The sequence below is a fragment of the Paraburkholderia sp. J10-1 genome (assembly GCF_905220165.1).
Lineage (GTDB): Bacteria > Pseudomonadota > Gammaproteobacteria > Burkholderiales > Burkholderiaceae > Paraburkholderia.
This window is the reverse complement of the sequence record NZ_CAJMYW010000002.1, coordinates 1228504-1240012: the sequence shown is the minus strand read 5'-3', so window position 1 is coordinate 1240012 and position 11509 is coordinate 1228504. Positions and strand designations below refer to the sequence as shown.

Genomic DNA, 11509 nt, shown 5'->3' with positions numbered 1-11509 from the left:
ATTGTGTTGCGCCTAATTTCGGCTCTTGGCGCGGCCGCGGTGCTTGCGGGCTGCGCGGTCGCGCCTTATCCGGCTTACCCCGGCTACTACGGCTATGGCTACCCCTACTATTCAGGCTATCCGTACGCCTACGGTTACGACTACTACCCCGGTTATTTCGGCGGCGGCTATGGCGGCATCACCATCTGGGGCGGTGGCGGCGGATGCTGCTATCACCACGGCTGGCACGGCGGCCATGGTGGGGGCTGGCACGGCGGCGGTGGACACGGCGGCGGGTGGCATGGAGGCGGTGGCGGCACGTGGCAAGGCGGCGGCGGTGGCATGGGGGCGGGCGGCGGCCACGGCCACTAACCGCTCACACCGGAACCGGCCTCTTCAACCGGCCCCTGCGCCCCACGCGCGGCCGTAGCGCCTACACGCGCCCGTTCACGGGAATCAGCGCGCCCGTCACTGCCTGTGCGTCGGCGCTCAGCAAAAACGCAATCACCGTCGCGATCTCGCGCGGCTGCACCCAGCGCGTGAAATCGGCGTCCGGCATGTCGGCGCGGTTTTGCGGCGTGTCGATGATGCTCGGCAAAATCGCATTCACCGTCACGCCCTTGTCCTTCAGCTCTTCCGCGAGCGCTTCCGTCAGGCGCGCCACACCCGCCTTCGACGCCGAATACGCGCCCATTCCGAGTCCTGCCTTGAGCCCCGCGCCCGCGCCGATGTTGACCACCCGCCCCGCGCCGCTCTTCACGAGATCAGGCAGCGCGGCCTTCGAGGCATTGAGCGCCGTCTTCACGTTCAGATCAAACATCAGATCCCACGTGCGCGGGTCGCCGTCACCGATGGTTTCCCACCGGAACGCGCCCGCCACATTGACGAGCGCGTCGAGGCCGCCGAGCTTCTCATGCAGCGTGCCGAACGCCGCCTGTGCCGCCTGCGCGTCGACGAGATCGACGCCGCCCATGCACAGCGCGCCCGCGAGCGCGGCGGGCAGCGCTGCCGCGTCGGGCGCTGCGCCGCGGCCGATCAGCGCCACGCGCGCGCCGCGTTCGGCCAGCAATTGCGCCGTCGCCAGACCCAGGCTGCCAAAACCGCCCGTTACCGCGACCACCTTGCCGTTCAAACCGTTTTCCATGTGCTTGTTCCTTTCGTTGCTTCACTAACCTGAATTCGATGCCGTCCGCGCGATCCGTGCGGGCGCCGCTCGCGCCACGTTACGCGAGGCGCGGCCTTCCATCAACCCGCGCGCATTCATCCGTGGCGCGCATCCGTGCGCACCGTGGCGAGCGCGCGCTGCTTGCGCAGGTTCTCCGTGGTTTCGCCGCCGCCGTCCGCGCGCCAGCCCGGCGGCAGGAACACGTAGCGCACGGCGGTCCAGAGGGTCTTCGCCGTCACGACATCGCGTGCGAGCGTCGCCCAGTGTTCGAGTTCGACGACGAACGGATTGCGCGAGCGCACGGGCGTCACGAGGCCGTAGCGGCACGGCTCTTCGGCGCGCTCTTGCACATATGTGCCGAACAGCCGGTCGAAAACGATCAGGACTCCGCCATAGTTCGCATCGAGGTAGTCGACGTTCGAAGCATGATGCACGCGATGGTTCGACGGCGTGTTGAACACGTACTCGAGCCAGCCGAGCTTCGGAATCCACGTGTTGTGCAGCCAGAACTGATAGAGCAGGTTCAACGAGAGGATGGCGAGCACGACTTCGGGCCGCACGCCGAGCCATACGAGCGGCGTGAAGAACATGGCCGGCCCGGTGAGCTTGCCGGTCCAGCCGAGCCGGTACGCCGAAGAAAGCGTCAGCTGGTTCGGCGAATGGTGCACGGCGTGCGTCGCCCAGAAGAAGCGGATGCGGTGCGACGCGCGGTGATACCAGTAATAGCAGAACTCCTGACCGATGAAGACCAGCAGCGCAAGCGCAACGGTGTCGATATTCAGCGTGAAGAGGCGGTGCTCCCAGGCGAAGTCGAAGATGGGCGTGGCGAGCGAGAGCGGCAAGAGCGCGAAGAGCTTGCGGCCCGCCAGATCGGCGAGCGAGAGCCAAACTTCAGACCAATCGAAGGGAGCCTCTCCTTTCGTTTCGCGGCGCTTCCTGAAGGTGAGCACGCATGCCTCGATCAGCGAGACAGCGACGACGAACAGCGTGACATAGAACGCGAGTTTTCCTGTGGTGAGCATGATGGATCGTGTGCAATAGGCGCGTCTTGCGCGGTGAAGAAAGACGCGTTTTGCACGGGAAACAGCACCTGCAGCGCGTCGGATGAAGGGCACTGTAGTGGCGCTCGCGGGGAAAGACCACGCGCAAAGTATGTCGGGATATGTCACGCGCGCGGCGCGCGAAACCCGCCGGCACGCCCGCCGCCCCGCGTGCGCGGGATGACGCCGGCGAGAGCCTCGCGACGTGTAACACCGCGACATGGTTTATGACGCGACTTCAAAAGAGCGCAGCCCTATAGTTCGTTCCGCTGACACGCCACAGCGTGCCCTACGAAACGAACCGCAAGGACCTCTGATGAAAACGCTCCCTCTCGTCGTCGCCGCAATCATCGGCTTCGCCAGCGCCCCCGCTTTCGCCGGCTGGTCCGGCCACGGCACGGCGTACACACCCCACGGCACGTACAACGGCGCGCACTACGGGTCCTGCGGCGGCGGCACCTGCTCGCATGCGGGCGGCGTGGCCGGTCCCTGGGGCGGCGTCGCCACCAACAGCGGCTCCGTGACCCGCACCGCGCCCGGCCAGTTCAGCAACAGCGGCACGGCCTACGGTCCGAACGGCCGCTCGGTCCAGCATTCGGGCGATACGAGCTGCGCGAGCGGCACCTGCTCGCACACCGGCTCGCTCGACGGCTCGGACGGCCGCAGCGCGAGCACCTCGGGCAGCGTGACGCGCACGGCGCCGGGCCAGTACTCGTCGACGGGCACGGTGACGACCGGCAACGGCAACACCTACGGGCACACGGCGTCCACCTCCTGCGCGGGCAGCACGTGCAATCGCTCGGGCACTGTAACGGGCACGCAGGGCGGCAGCGTCTATCACTCGGGCAGCGCCACGGGCGTCGGCACCGGCGTCGTCACGACGGGCGGCGGCACGACCGTCGTTCACGGCGGCACGGTGACCACGAGCGGCACGACGGTGGTGCATGGCACGGTCGCGACAACCGGCACGACGGTCGCCGTCGTGGGCGCCCCGGCTCCCGCCCCCGTGCCGGTGGTCGTGACGCCGCCGCCGCCCAGCACCACGGTGTACGTCGCTCCGCCGCCGCCCGCGCCCAAGACGGTGGTTGTCGCACCCGCGCCGGCACCTGCGCCGCAGACGGTTTATGTCGCGCCGCCCGCACCGAAAACCGTCTATGTCGCGCCGCCCGCTCCGAAGGTCGTCTATGTGGCCCCGCCGGCACCGAAGGTCGTCTACGTGGGCCAGCCGCTGCCGCGCGCCGTGTACATCGCGCCGCGCCCCGCCGTGTGGATTCCTGGCCACTGGGTCGGCCGCGTGTGGATTCCCGGCCACTGGGCCTGAATCGCCACGGGCGGCTGCGCGCTCGCTTGACCGGCAGCCGCTGCTCGTTTCACCGGTTTCATTCGCTTTATCAACCGGCCGGCAAGCTACGTCGGCCACCTCACGGAGAACACCATGAAGAAGATGATCGCTGCCCTCGTTTTGTGTATCGTTTCAGCAGCGGTTTGCGTGCCGGCATCGGCTCAGGCCTTGCCAGGCGGTACAGGCGCGCCGACCAGTGCGGCAAACAGCGCGCGAGTCGAACGCATGATGGCGCAGTTGCAAGGGCGCTTTGCCGCCGCGAACACGACGCACGACGGCAAGCTCACGCGCGAACAAGCGCAGGCGGGCATGCCGATGGTCGCGCAGCACTTCGACGAAATCGACGCGCAAAAGGCCGGCTTCGTCACCCTCGCGCAGATCGAGGACTTCATGCGAGCGCGCGCAGCAGCCCGATGAACGCCGGAGGCGTCAGATGGAGCAGGCAAACAGGATCATCGTGCTCGACGACGAGGCCGAACTGCGCAACATGCTGCAGCGCTTTCTCACGAGCCAGGGTTTCGAGGCGCGCGCCGTTGCCGACGGCAAGCGCCTCGACCGCCTGCTCCAGCGCGAGCCCTATGACCTGCTCGTGCTCGATCTCATGATGGAGCCAGAAGACGGCCTCACGGTCTGCCGCCGCCTGCGCGCCGAAGGTCAGACGTTACCGATCCTCATGCTCACGGCAAAGGGCGACGCCGCCGACAAGGTAATCGGCCTGGAAACGGGCGCCGACGACTACCTCGCGAAGCCCTTCCTTCCCGACGAACTGGTCGCGCGCATTCGCGCCCTGCTGCGCCGCCAGAAGATGGCCGCAGGCGAGCCCACGGTCACCTCGCAGAGGCTGCGCTTCGGCGACTTTCAGTTCGACGTTGGCAAACAAACGCTCTACCGCGGCGGCGCGCCAGTCGAAGTCCATTCCGCGCAAATGTTGCTGCTTCACGCGCTCGGCTCGTCGCCGAACCGCGCCGTGAGCCGCGAGATACTGCTCGCGCGCGCACGCGGGCGCGACCACAACGCGCTCGACCGCAGCGTGGACGTGCAGATCCTGCGCCTGCGCCAGATCGTCGAGGACGATCCCGCCAAGCCGCGCTTCATCAAGACCGTCTGGGGCATCGGCTACATGCTGGTGGCCGGCGTCGAATCGTAATGCGCTTGCGGCTGCCGCGCTCCCTCCTCTCGCGCAACATCGCGCTGCTGGTGGCGCTCGTCGCGCTGTCGCAAGTCTGCTCGCTCGCCGTGCTTCTGCACTTCGTGCAGCGCCCGCGCATCGAGCGCGCGTCGATCATCTTCGCCGATTACGTGAAGCTGCTCGATACCACGCTCGCCGCCATGCCGCCCGCTGAGGGGCGCGCGGCGGCCGCTCGGCTCGAGACACGCAATACGGCGCCGCCGCAGGCGCCCGCTGAAACGCACCCGAGTCTCGTCGACTTTTTCCGCACCTGGCAGCGCGATGTGTTCGTCGAAGCGCTGCAACGGCATCTGCCGCCCGACCTGCTGGTGCGCTGGGAGGCGAGCGACGACGACGCCGAACCCGCGGCGGATGGCAAAGGCGCGCAGGAACGGCTGTGGATCCGCCTTCACGCGGCGGGCGAGCCGGTATGGGTCGCGCTTCCCATGACGGCAGACGCGCGCGCGAGCGGCATTACCACGGCGCTGGTCCTCTCCGCCGCGCTCGCGCTGCTCGCGGTGCTCACGGGCTATCTGTTGCAGCGCCACATCAACCAGCCGCTGCGCAAGCTCGCGCGCGCGGCGCGGCGCGTGAGCGCCGGCGAAACGCCTCCGCCGCTACCCACGAACGGCCCCACCGAAATCGCCCAAGTGAGCCGCGCCTTCAACCAGATGACCGAAGCGCTGAAGCAGGCCGAGGCCACGCGCGCGCTGATGCTGGCCGGCGTGTCGCACGACATCCGCACGCCGCTCACGAAACTGCGCCTCGCGATTGCGATGGCACTGCCGCGTGGCAGCAACGACGCGCTCGTGGCCTCGTCCGAGAGCTATCTGGACCAGATAGACACGATCCTCCAGCAGTTCATGGACTACGCGGGCAGCGGCGAGCGCGAAGCGCCGCAGCCGGGCGACCTCAATGCGCTCGCCGGGCAACTCGTTGCCGACTTCGCCGGGCTCGGCCATGAGTTCGATTTCGACGAAGGCGAACTGCCGGTGTTCGCGTTTCGGCCCATCGCCGTTATGCGTCTGCTGATGAATCTCATGCAGAACGCCGTGAACTATGGGCGCACAGGTCTGACGATTCGCACCTGGCGCGACGGCGACGACGCCTGCGTGATCGTTGCCGATCGCGGCAACGGCATCCGCGCCGAAGAGCTGGAGCGCCTCAAATCCCCCTTCAGCCGCGGCGCGAACGCCCGCACGCACTCGGGCGGCTCGGGTCTCGGCCTTGCCATCGTCGAGCGGATCGCACGGCTGCACGGCGGTTCGCTCACCTTCCGCGACCGCGAAGGCGGCGGCCTCGAAGCCGTCGTGCGCCTGCCGCTGAACCGTCCCTCAGCGGGTCAGAACGGCGCGCCGCACGCCACGCGCGCATGACATGACTCGACATAATTTGCGCGTGGATTTCGCGCGCCCTTCCCCCCATACTTGCGCCTGAGCCTGAGCAACGGAACGAAGCAAACCGGAGCCCAGACGCCGAAGCACCAAGGTCGATAGTTCGCCATCCTGAATGATTTGCGAGTATCGGCAGACACGAGACACGCTTTCACGCAAAGGACATCGACATGCAATCGCTCATCAACTTTCTCGTCAACAAGGCCAAGCGCATCGTGGGCGCCACGTTTCTCGCCGGTTCGCTGTTCGCTAGCGGCTGCGCATCGGCGGCGCCTGTCGTGCAAACGAACGGGCCGCTCCCGCAACTGCACGCCGACGTCGTCTACGTCTACACGTTCGACGCCGCCGCCGACCAGGTGCAACTGGACAACACCGGCATGCTGCACAAGCTCAAGACGATGGCGAGCGGCGAGTCGTCGGCGCAACAGCAACAGCAGGCCGCGCTGCAAACGCGCGAGCATCTCGCCGATCAACTCGTGAGCGAACTCCAGAAAATGGGCCTGCCCGCCGTGCGCATGGACGGTCCCGCGCCCGCCGGCCGCAACGCGCTGATCGTGCAAGGCCGCATCGACACGATGGACGCGGGCAGCAGCCGCCGCCGCATGCTGATCGGTCTCGGCGCGGGCAAGAGCGAAGTCGGCGCGACGATTGCGGTACTGTTCCAGCCGGCCAACGGCGGCGAGCCGCAGCCGCTCCTGAGCTTCCAGACGACGGCGAATAGCGGTTATATGCCCGGCATGGCCGAAACGGCGGGCGTGGGCGCGGCGGCGGGCCACGTCGCGACGGCGGCGGTGGTGGGCGGCGGCCTGCACGGCGCATCGGAGGCGAAGCGCGACACGCTCTCGTCGGATGCCGGCAAGCTGGCCCGCTCGATCGCGAAAGCAGTCACACAGATCAGCACGCAGAACGGCTGGATGGCAACGACGACGAAGAGCTGATACGGGGGAAGCGCGCAGAGCAACGTAGCGCGAGGGCTCACGCCCTTTAAGGCGGCGGTTCGATACCGCCGCCGTTTTTTGCTTACTGCGCGAGCGGCTCGCCCTGTGCCTGCGGCTCTCGATAATGCGCGAACTTCGACGTGTGTCCGATACCCGGATTGAAGCAGTTGCACGGATCGAGCGTTTCGTAGAACGACTTCAGCGCAGGCTTCGCATCGTAGAGATGGCCCACATTGTGTTCGGCGGGATATTCGGCGCCACGCGCGTCGAGCAGCTTCCACATCTCGTGTTCGAGCGCGAGGCAATCATTGCCCTTGCGAACGATGTAGTCCTGATGAAACACATGGCAAAAGAAATGCCCGTAATACAGTTTGATCGCGATGGGCTTTTCCACCGCCTCGGGCAAATGCTCGAACCAGTCGCGATCGTTGCGCCGAAGCGCGATATCGAGCGCGACGATGTCCTCCACTTCGTCGGCATGCACCGCGCGATAGCGCACCGCCGCGCCCGCCGCCGCGAAGCGATGGAGAAACGCCTTGCTGCCCTCTTCATCGGTACACTCGAAATAATCGCCGCTCGCCGTGCCGAAAAACGTGCTCAGGTAAGCACGCGTTTCGTCCACCATATCGGCCGATACCTTGAGCATCAAATGATGCTCGTAGCGCTGCCGGTAGTCCTTGAGCCGTGCGGGCAGATGGGCTGGAAAGCACTGGCTCACCGCCTGCGCCACGCGGTCGGTGAAATGCGCAGGCAAGAACGGCAGCCGCTCGAAAAACGCGTCGCAGCGGCTCTTGAACGCAAACAGCGCGGGCAGGCGCCGCGTGCCGAGATGCTGGATCAGGAGAAACATGTCCTTGCCGTAGCGTTCGGCAATATCGAAAGCGTCTCGATGCAGGTATTCGCCCGCGACAGGCAGCTTCGAGAACTTGCCGAGTATGTCGCGGCGCAGGTCGGTCAGTTCGGCCGTTTCATTCGTGCCGATGTAGAACACTTTCGCGCCCCGCTCCATGGGAAACGTGTCGAGCCGCACCGCGAACACCATCACCTTGCCAGCCGACCCCGCCGCTTCGTGCAGTCGCAGCGGGTCGGCGTTATAACGCGCGGGCGTGTGAGCGTCGATGTCGCGCACGTGATCCGCGTAATCATGGTCGGAAGCCGCGCCCGCGTCGTGCAGGATATCGGCTTCGGGCAGCTCGCCGCGATCGAGGCGGCCGAGCACGTCTTCCGGTGTTTCGCCAAGCCGGATGCCGAGATGATTCACGAGCGCGAGACGCCCTGCCGCGTCCACCCGCGCGAACACGGTCATTTCCGTATAGGCCGGGCCGCGCCGCACGAGCGAGCCACCCGAGTTGTTGCACACACCGCCGACGACCGAAGCGCCCAGGCATGAGGAGCCAATGACCGAATGCGGCTCGCGCCCGAGCGGCTTGAGCGTCTGCTCCAGCTGATCGAGCGTCGAGCCCGGCAGACAGACCACCTGCTTGCCGCCGTCGATCACATAGACCTTGCGCATGCGCGTCATGCTCACGATCACGACCTCGCGGTCGTAGTCGTCGCCGTCGGGCGTGGAGCCGCCCGTGAGGCCCGTATTCGAAGCCTGCGAGATGACGATTGCATTCGCGGCCACGCAAGCCTGTAGCACCCGCCACTGTTCGACGAGCGTGCCGGGCCGCACGACCGCCGCCACGCTCCCCTCGCCGAAGCGAAAGCCCTTGCGGTAACGCCGCGTGGCTTCGTCGCCGGTCAGTACGTGCTGGCGGCCGACGACGGCGCGCAACGACGCGACAAGCGGCTCGCGCCCCGCGCTCCGGTTCGTGGTGGACATGCGAACGGCTCCTGCAGAGAACGATGATCGCGCAAGGATAAAACCCGCGACCCACGGCGTCCAATATCGCAACCACGCTCGATCAAGACGAAAAAGATATCGATCGTCTTCGGTGCCAGGCAGGATCAGCCCTGCGGCACATGCCGCGACGCATCGCGCACGATGCGCACGAAGTTCTGCACTGTGGGCGCCTTTTCGCGCGGACGGTGCACGAGTGCGATGGTCGTGTGCAGCGTGCCGCCCTTGAGATCGTGATACGTCACGCCTTTGGCCTGGATCTGGCGCATCGAAGCAGGAATGAGCGTGACGCCGAAGCCCGCGGCCGCCATGTTGACCGTCGAGGAAATCTGCGGCGACTCCATGCTGATCACCGGATTGAAGCCCGCTGCGTGGCACGCGCTGATGATCGAGTCGTAGAGATCGGGGCCGATCGGGCGTGGAAACAGGATGAGCGGGTCGCCCGCCAGGTCGCCGAGATCGACGCTGCGGCGGCGCGCGAGACGATGGCGCGGCGGCAGCACGGCGAGCACGTCCTCTTCCACGAGCGTCTGGGTGGCGAGGCCGCGGCAATCGAGCGGCAGGCGCACGAACGCGGCATCGACCTTCGCCTCGCTCACGCGTTCCAGCAGCACCGAGCTATTGCTCTCCTCGCACCCGATCGCGACACCCGGATACGCGCTGCGAAAGCGTTGCAGCACGGTCGCGACGAGCGGATGAAACACCGTGGAACCCGCGAAGCCGAGCACGAGCCTCCCAGACTCGCCACGCCCCGCGTTTTGCGCCTCCGCGAGCGCCAGTTCCGCGTCGTCGACAATGCGTTGCGCGCGCTCGCGAAAGAGCCGCCCGGCCTCGGTCAACTCCACGCGCCGGGAGTGGCGGATAAAGAGCCGCGTGCCGATTTCCTTTTCGAGCTTGAGGATCTGCTGGCTGAGCGGCGGCTGCGCAATGCCGAGAGAGGCGGCAGCCTCACTGAAATGCAGATGCTCCGCGACGGCGAGAAAGTAGCGTAGTTGCCGGAATTCCATATCTTTTTCGTCTTGATGCAACCGGTGGATTGTGAACCGGCTACCGGTATGCATCAAGACGGCGCGCACACCCAGATCTCACCCAAGCCCCATGCGCGTCTCGTCGACAAACTTCTCCGTGGCATCGTCGATCTTGCGGCCCTTACGGCCGGCGGGCCCATGAATGTAGACGGTCTTCATGTCGGCCTGCGGCGCGCCAGTCATGCCAGGCGGCGGCGTCATCTCGTAGCGGACCTCCCGCGCATGATCGGCCATTTGCAGGCGCGGATCGAACACCGAGTTGAAGCGCCACAGCATGCGCACGAAATTGGTCTGGCCGCGCAACAGCAGGTGCGTGGCCTGCCCGGCCGCGCCGCGCAGCGCGGTCCAGCCCATGTGCTTGCGATTGAGCACCTGCTGCGTTTTCACGAGTTCCGCGTAGAACTCGGGCAGCGGCAGCTTCGTCGGCACCACGGCGTGCTGGATGTCGTAGAGCCGGTAATCGAGGCTCGTGAGGCGCCGTGCTTCGCGCTGCCAGTTCTCCGTGCCCGGATACGGCGTATTCACGCTGATATTGACGATCTCCGGAATCTCCAGGCACCACTGACGGATCGTCTCGAAGCGTTCGCGGTCCCAGTCGGGATCGGCAATCAGGTTGATCGCGACGGTAATCCCCATCGAACGCGCGAACTCGAGCGCCTCGAAGTTGCGGTCGAGGCTGATCCGCTTGCGAAACGCCTTGAGCCCCTCCTCGTCGATCGCCTCCAGACCGAGGAACATGTACTTCAGCCCAATGGACTCCCACAGGCGGAACACGTCCTTGTTGCGTAGAAGCACGTCGCCGCGCGTTTCCAGGTAGTAGCGCTTCTTGATGCCGCGCCGCTTGATCGCCTCGCCGATCGCCATGCCGTGTTCGGCATGCACGAACGCCACGTCGTCGACGATGAACACGCCCGGTTCGCGCAGCGCGGCCAGTTCGTCCACGACGACTTCGGGGCTGCGCGTGCGATAGCTGCGTCCATAGAACGTCCACGCGCTGCAGAACGTGCAGTCCCACGGGCAGCCACGTGCGAATTCAATGGAGGCACAAGGATCGAGCGTGCCGATGAAGTACTTGCGGCGATGGCGCAGCAGGTCGCGCGCGGGCCGCACAGGATCGAGATTCTCGACGAAACGTGGCGGCGGTCCCGACCCGTGGCTCGTCAAGACGCCGGGCACGGCGAGCAGATCGGTGCCGTGCGTCACCGCTTCGAGCAGTTCGTTGACCGAAGCTTCGCCCTCGCCGCGCAGCACGCAGTCGATCGCGCCTTCGGCATGGCGCAGCAGATCGGGCGCGGTAAACGACACGCTGTGCCCGCCCACGAACACGAAGCACGAGGGCAGCGCGGCTTTCACGGCCTTCGACAGGTCGATGATCTCGGGAATGTTGGCCAGATAGTTGCCCGAGAAGCACAACGCCTCGGGCCGCCAGTCGCGCACCATGCGCATGAGGTCGCGGTGCGTCTGAACCTGCAGATCGAGAAGCCGCACATCGTGGCCCGCGTCGCGCGCCGTGCCGGCCACGGATTCGAGGCCCAGCGGCTCGAGCCGCAGGAACACGCGCGTGTACATCAGTCCGCTCGGGTGGACCGCAAGCAATTTCATGAAGCCTCCT

Annotated in this window: 11 protein-coding genes; 6 read left to right on the top strand and 5 right to left on the bottom strand. The window is 66.4% G+C overall.

Features of this window, described 5'->3' with window-relative positions; genetic code table 11:
- Window positions 1-3 precede the first annotated feature (3 nt).
- Complete coding sequence (locus U5A65_RS12330) at window positions 4-351, top strand: hypothetical protein (RefSeq protein WP_321916367.1); 348 nt, start codon at window positions 4-6, stop codon at window positions 349-351.
- A gap of 61 nt (window positions 352-412) precedes the next feature.
- Here U5A65_RS12330 and U5A65_RS12325 read toward each other — a convergent pair whose 3' ends face one another.
- Together U5A65_RS12325 and U5A65_RS12320 are read right to left on the bottom strand one after the other, a co-directional pair.
- Window positions 413-1123, bottom strand: coding sequence for an SDR family NAD(P)-dependent oxidoreductase (locus U5A65_RS12325; protein WP_321933295.1), 711 nt, complete (start codon window positions 1121-1123; stop codon window positions 413-415).
- A gap of 116 nt (window positions 1124-1239) precedes the next feature.
- On the bottom strand, window positions 1240-2166 hold the full coding sequence (locus tag U5A65_RS12320) for a sterol desaturase family protein (protein WP_321946398.1): 927 nt from the start codon (window positions 2164-2166) through the stop codon (window positions 1240-1242).
- A gap of 334 nt (window positions 2167-2500) precedes the next feature.
- Here U5A65_RS12320 and U5A65_RS12315 point away from each other — a divergent pair, with 334 nt between their 5' ends.
- The 5 genes from U5A65_RS12315 (at window position 2501) to U5A65_RS12295 (ending at window position 7026) form a co-directional block, all read left to right on the top strand.
- Window positions 2501-3505 carry a hypothetical protein gene (locus U5A65_RS12315; RefSeq protein WP_321933299.1) on the top strand — a complete coding sequence of 335 codons (1005 nt, stop codon included), beginning with the start codon at window positions 2501-2503 and terminating at the stop codon, window positions 3503-3505.
- A 114-nt stretch (window positions 3506-3619) separates the two neighbouring features.
- Window positions 3620-3943 carry an EF-hand domain-containing protein gene (locus tag U5A65_RS12310; protein WP_321916360.1) on the top strand — a complete coding sequence of 108 codons (324 nt, stop codon included), beginning with the start codon at window positions 3620-3622 and terminating at the stop codon, window positions 3941-3943.
- Window positions 3944-3959: 16 nt separating this feature from the next.
- Window positions 3960-4673: a response regulator gene (locus tag U5A65_RS12305; protein WP_321946397.1), complete on the top strand. Its 714-nt coding sequence runs from the start codon at window positions 3960-3962 to the stop codon at window positions 4671-4673.
- On the top strand, window positions 4673-6070 hold the full coding sequence (locus tag U5A65_RS12300) for an ATP-binding protein (RefSeq protein ID WP_321946396.1): 1398 nt from the start codon (window positions 4673-4675) through the stop codon (window positions 6068-6070). The genes U5A65_RS12305 and U5A65_RS12300 overlap by 1 nt, the downstream gene beginning before the upstream one ends.
- A 188-nt stretch (window positions 6071-6258) precedes the next feature.
- Entirely contained in the window at window positions 6259-7026 is a 768-nt protein-coding gene (locus U5A65_RS12295; RefSeq protein WP_321946395.1) for a DUF4410 domain-containing protein, read from the top strand.
- Between the two features lie 82 nt (window positions 7027-7108).
- On the opposite strand, the gene dld is transcribed toward U5A65_RS12295, so the two are convergent.
- The 3 genes from dld to hpnR form a co-directional block, all read right to left on the bottom strand.
- Complete coding sequence (dld, locus tag U5A65_RS12290; protein WP_321946394.1) at window positions 7109-8851, bottom strand: D-lactate dehydrogenase; 1743 nt, start codon at window positions 8849-8851, stop codon at window positions 7109-7111.
- Window positions 8852-8976: 125 nt separating this feature from the next.
- On the bottom strand, window positions 8977-9876 hold the full coding sequence (locus tag U5A65_RS12285; protein ID WP_321946393.1) for a LysR family transcriptional regulator: 900 nt from the start codon (window positions 9874-9876) through the stop codon (window positions 8977-8979).
- Between the two features lie 78 nt (window positions 9877-9954).
- A complete protein-coding gene (gene hpnR / locus U5A65_RS12280) occupies window positions 9955-11499 on the bottom strand; it encodes a hopanoid C-3 methylase HpnR (RefSeq protein ID WP_321946392.1) in 1545 nt (514 codons plus the stop codon).
- Window positions 11500-11509: the final 10 nt, after the last annotated feature.

Bases quoted from the DNA above. Each gene is read 5' to 3' on its own strand.
- U5A65_RS12325 (WP_321933295.1), bottom strand. From the start codon at position 1,123: ATGGAAAACGGTTTGAACGGCAAGGTGGTCGCGGTAACGGGCGGTTTT.
- U5A65_RS12320 (WP_321946398.1), bottom strand. From the start codon at position 2,166: ATGCTCACCACAGGAAAACTCGCGTTCTATGTCACGCTGTTCGTCGTC.
- U5A65_RS12315 (WP_321933299.1), top strand. From the start codon at position 2,501: ATGAAAACGCTCCCTCTCGTCGTCGCCGCAATCATCGGCTTCGCCAGC.
- U5A65_RS12310 (WP_321916360.1), top strand. From the start codon at position 3,620: ATGAAGAAGATGATCGCTGCCCTCGTTTTGTGTATCGTTTCAGCAGCG.
- U5A65_RS12305 (WP_321946397.1), top strand. From the start codon at position 3,960: ATGGAGCAGGCAAACAGGATCATCGTGCTCGACGACGAGGCCGAACTG.
- U5A65_RS12300 (WP_321946396.1), top strand. From the start codon at position 4,673: ATGCGCTTGCGGCTGCCGCGCTCCCTCCTCTCGCGCAACATCGCGCTG.
- U5A65_RS12295 (WP_321946395.1), top strand. From the start codon at position 6,259: ATGCAATCGCTCATCAACTTTCTCGTCAACAAGGCCAAGCGCATCGTG.
- dld (WP_321946394.1), bottom strand. From the start codon at position 8,851: ATGTCCACCACGAACCGGAGCGCGGGGCGCGAGCCGCTTGTCGCGTCG.
- U5A65_RS12285 (WP_321946393.1), bottom strand. From the start codon at position 9,876: ATGGAATTCCGGCAACTACGCTACTTTCTCGCCGTCGCGGAGCATCTG.
- hpnR (WP_321946392.1), bottom strand. From the start codon at position 11,499: ATGAAATTGCTTGCGGTCCACCCGAGCGGACTGATGTACACGCGCGTG.